The sequence below is a fragment of the Lentilactobacillus dabitei genome, from assembly GCF_019061365.1.
GTDB classification, from domain to species: Bacteria; Bacillota; Bacilli; order Lactobacillales; family Lactobacillaceae; genus Lentilactobacillus; species Lentilactobacillus dabitei.
Genome location: NZ_JAHPPD010000048.1, coordinates 1 through 3,687, shown reverse-complemented (window position 1 = coordinate 3,687; position 3,687 = coordinate 1). Strand labels below are relative to the sequence as shown.

Sequence of the window (3,687 nt, the reverse complement as noted above, 5' to 3'; positions counted from 1 at the left end):
GATCCAGGCGGTTAGAGATCGGAGTGTAAGTCTCCACCGAGGAGAATTCCCGGTTCTGGAATTTTTCTCGGTGGTGCTTACGCGCAGATCTCTGCCTGGAGGAGCTGTTCTAAAAATAAGTGAGCGGATCCAGGCGGTTAGAGATCGGAGTGTAAGTCTCCACCGAGGAGAATTCCCGGTTCTGGAATTTTTCTCGGTGGTGCTTACGCGCAGATCTCTGCCTGGAGGAGCTGTTCTAAAAATAAGTGAGCGGATCCAGGCGGTTAGAGATCGGAGTGTAAGTCTCCACCGAGGAGAATTCCCGGTTCTGGAATTTTTCTCGGTGGTGCTTACATGCAGACTTCTGCTTTACGCAGCTATCCTAAAAATGTGAGCGAAGCAAAGCGGTTAATAACCGGAGCATAAGTCTCCACAACCATAAATCCTGGGTTTGGATTTTTGGTTGGGGTGCTTATGTGCAGGTTATTGCTTTGTGGAGCTCTAAAAGCTCCAAATAAATTAAAAACGCCCCTTTCAAAATACATTGAAAGAGACGATAGGTGTTTGTCAACATCTGCATAGCGCTCCGTGGCATCCACCACGACAGTCCTTAACCTGTTAGGTTAAGTCCCAACAACCCATGTGAAAAGTCACCGGTCATTTCGGCGTTCATCCCTTTTTGTTTCAGTCATCACTTCTTTTCAAGTTCCTGAAACATACTGATAATGAACGCGCCTCTATTCGAATATATCGATTAATTAATTTATTCAGCTTTTAAACTGTAAAAAGTGTAACGCTATTCGCCGGAAATGACAAATTTTGAACCTGTTATCAAGCTTGACTTGAAATAAACAGCAACTTATCCCGTCCGGAAATGGGGTCATGGATCTGCGTTTCCTGCTTAAAATCCAGCTTTTTTAAAACAGCAATCGATGCCAGATTGTCGCTAAAAGCTGCCGCAGTCACCGTTATTTGAGTGGGTAATTGGGTCAAAATCTCAGTGATTGCTTCGGTCATCAAGCCCTGATGCCAATAAGTCGGTTCAAGAAAATAACTCATTTCAACTCGAAAAGGATCTGGTAAATGATCCTCACCGATAGCCGTGAAAAAAAGAACTGCCCCAATTAACTGGTCTTCAAGATAAAGCCCAAATGACCTGGGTGCCTGAAGTTGGCCTTTCACAGCTTCTTCAATCATCTTCTGATTGCCAATCAAGCTAAATCCGGTTCCAGCAGCAACTTCCGGATATGAAATCAGCCGGTAGTAATCGTCAAAATCCGTCATTTGAAGCTTGTGGATTGTGAGATGGTTGGTCGCAAAATTTTCTACCATGAGCACTCCTTGTTTAAATCTTGGTGTGAATCACAAACCGATATCTGGCAACTCTAGGGGCATAGTTGATGTACAGCATTTCTGAAACCAACAACCAGCAATATGCGACCAAAGCAGCGCCAAGCGTGTCAGTTGGATAATGGGCATTTAAGTAGATCCGCGAAAACATCACAAGAATCAGCCAGACAATCATCAATGCCCGAATGATAAACCGAACCGAAGCGTGGTCGATGACTGGTACCACCACGATCCAGATGATGGAAATCACGAGAAAAACCCCCAACACATGGCCGCTGGGGAAACTGTAACCACTGTCAACGCCAAGATGAAGCGGTGGCCGGTGTCGACGAATCAGCTGCTTAACAACAGCGCCAATGATGTCCCCAAAGCCAAGTGTGAATATCGCCCATAACGCGGGAACTTTGTATTTAAATCCCCACAGAAAAAACGCAATGATGAATATCCAAAAAATATCCATTTTCGGCTCAGCAAAAAAAGACACCATCAAATAAAACTTTTCAAGTCCTTCACTGGGAGCGGATCCTTGAATCGCAGTTGTGAAAATTGAATCTAAAAATTGCAAATAATCAAAATTAAATGCCACTGAAACGGAAAGCACCGCGGTAATGCACAAGCTGACAATTAGCTTGATGATCCGGTTGGGATCCCTTTGCAGCAGCATGTAATCTTCGTTCCCATACATCTTCAACAATCCTCTCTTATCTAAACTCAATTTCGAGTATATCACAACCAGCCTGGTGATTTTTTCGTTTGACAGATTTTTAATGAAAACTAAGCTTTGGGCAGTGTATAATTTGTGACGTTCGTTTAATCAAATGATTGGGAGTGAATGAAATTGATTAATTATGCGCTGTTAATGATTGCCATCGGCTGTTTTGCCGGGATCGCCGGGGCTATTTTAGGCCTTGGCGGCGGCATCATCCTGACCCCCATTTTGACGCTATTGATGGGAGTTGATATCAAATACGCAATTGGCGCCAGCATCGTGGCTGTGATTGCGACCAGTTCCGGGGCGACCATCGCCTATTTACGTGACGAGGTGCTCAATTTGCGAGTCGCGATGTTTCTGGAAATCGCCACAACCCTGGGTGCTTTAAGTGGTGCTTTATTAACCGGGGTGATTGATCCAAAATATCTTTATATTTTGTTTGGGTTACTGCTATTATTCTCTGGATATAATATGATCCGCAAATTAATTACCCATACCGAATTACTTCACCGGGCAAAGCCAGATCGTCTTGCAGCAAAATTTCGTTTGGACAGTTCTTATTATGACAAGCAAATGATGAAGAAGGTCGATTATCAAGTTGAACATATCCCTGGCGGACTGGCCGTCATGTATGGCGCCGGTATTGCAAGTGGCCTTCTTGGGATCGGTTCTGGGGCGTTCAAAGTGATTGCGATGGACACCGTTATGAAAATGCCGCTCAAGGCGTCAACATCGACCAGTAACTTGATGATGGGGGTAACTGCAGCTGCCAGTGCGACCGTTTATTTCTTTAACGGCTCGATCAAGCCAGAAATTGCTGTTCCGCTGGCATTAGGAATCCTAGTCGGCGCCACCATTGGATCCCGGGTCATGCAACACCTTTCGGCTAGAGTCATTCGGATGATCTTTGTTCCAATCTTACTCTACATTGGGATTCAAATGTTTATGAAAGGAATCTGACGATGAAAAAACCAAACGAGTCTGTCAATCAAGAAATGGCCGATGTCGAAATTATCATCGGCAAGATCCTTCAAATTGGTGTCATCATTTCAGCGGTGATTATGTTACTGGGACTAATCCTGTTAATTATCACTGGTCATACTGGCTTTCCAGCTAATCAGTACCCGACTGATTTCATGGAAATTGGTAAAGGGTTGATGACATTCAAACCTTACTCAATCATGATGCTGGGGATCTTTTGTTTAATTCTGACCCCAATATTGCGCGTAGTGGTATCAATTTATTCGTTCTATAAAGAACACGATATGTTATACGTTGTCATTACCAGCATTGTATTGGTCATTTTAATGATCAGTTTTGTCTTTGGCATTTTAAGGTAATCAAATTTGTCAATCCAAAACCAGCAGCTTCCTCTGAAATCAATCAGAAGACGGCTGCTTGTTTTTTCTATTTAATTTTCACATGGCCAACCTCAGTTGTGAATCGATATTGGTAATACTCCCGATTAATGACACATCAATCAAAAAATCCGGCTCAGCAAGAAAAAATTTTCGGGTCTAAACTTTCTGGTATTGATGGAAATCATCAATGCCAGTTTTTTTATTCAGAATAAATGGGACATCACTGTCCCCTATGCTACGATTTAAGCGTCTAAACAAGAATCGGAGTGAGGTTTTAGTGATGTC

The 3,687-nt window shown here is 43.2% G+C and carries 4 protein-coding genes and 1 riboswitch; of the genes, 2 read left to right on the top strand and 2 right to left on the bottom strand.

Annotated elements, in window-relative coordinates:
* Window positions 1–550: 550 nt before the first annotated feature.
* Window positions 551–727, bottom strand: a riboswitch (Lysine riboswitch).
* Between the two features lie 83 nt (window positions 728–810).
* Window positions 811–1,311, bottom strand: a complete 501-nt coding sequence (locus tag KTE19_RS08340; protein ID WP_217163363.1) for a GNAT family N-acetyltransferase — start codon at window positions 1,309–1,311, stop codon at window positions 811–813.
* A 13-nt stretch (window positions 1,312–1,324) separates the two neighbouring features.
* Entirely contained in the window at window positions 1,325–2,014 is a 690-nt protein-coding gene (locus KTE19_RS08335; RefSeq protein ID WP_217342072.1) for a phosphatase PAP2 family protein, read from the bottom strand.
* Between the two features lie 153 nt (window positions 2,015–2,167).
* On the opposite strand from KTE19_RS08335, the gene KTE19_RS08330 reads away from it, so the two are divergent.
* The gene (locus KTE19_RS08330) at window positions 2,168–3,001 is read left to right on the top strand and encodes a sulfite exporter TauE/SafE family protein (protein WP_217163384.1); all 834 of its coding nucleotides are present in this window, start codon (window positions 2,168–2,170) and stop codon (window positions 2,999–3,001) included.
* A 2-nt stretch (window positions 3,002–3,003) separates the two neighbouring features.
* Entirely contained in the window at window positions 3,004–3,381 is a 378-nt protein-coding gene (locus KTE19_RS08325) for a DUF1634 domain-containing protein (RefSeq protein WP_217163359.1), read from the top strand.
* Window positions 3,382–3,687 lie beyond the last annotated feature (306 nt).